Annotated in this window: 1 pseudogene; it reads right to left on the bottom strand. The window is 45.0% G+C overall.

From position 1 onward, the window contains the following. A pseudogene (locus tag TW77_RS25515) lies at positions 1-229 on the bottom strand (transposase); the annotation flags it as partial.

The raw sequence follows: 229 nt of genomic DNA, 5'->3' as shown, positions 1-229 counted from the left end.
CATAAACCAGCTGATACTCGCTAGCCGCAATCTGAATTCAGCAATATCATCCGTTAGCATGCCCTGCTCCGACACACTCAGTTCATCGCCATTGATGTATTTTTGCGTCAGCCAGTTACCTTTAAACAGCTTATGCCAGCGAATCACTATCGCTTTATCAGTCAGTCTTTGCGCTTTGTTATCATCCACATACAGTACTATGTGCGAGAAAAAACCGAAGACACCCACC

The organism is Pseudoalteromonas rubra, assembly GCF_000967655.1.
Lineage (GTDB): Bacteria > Pseudomonadota > Gammaproteobacteria > Enterobacterales > Alteromonadaceae > Pseudoalteromonas > Pseudoalteromonas rubra_A.
This window is presented reverse-complemented; position numbering and strand designations above follow the sequence as displayed.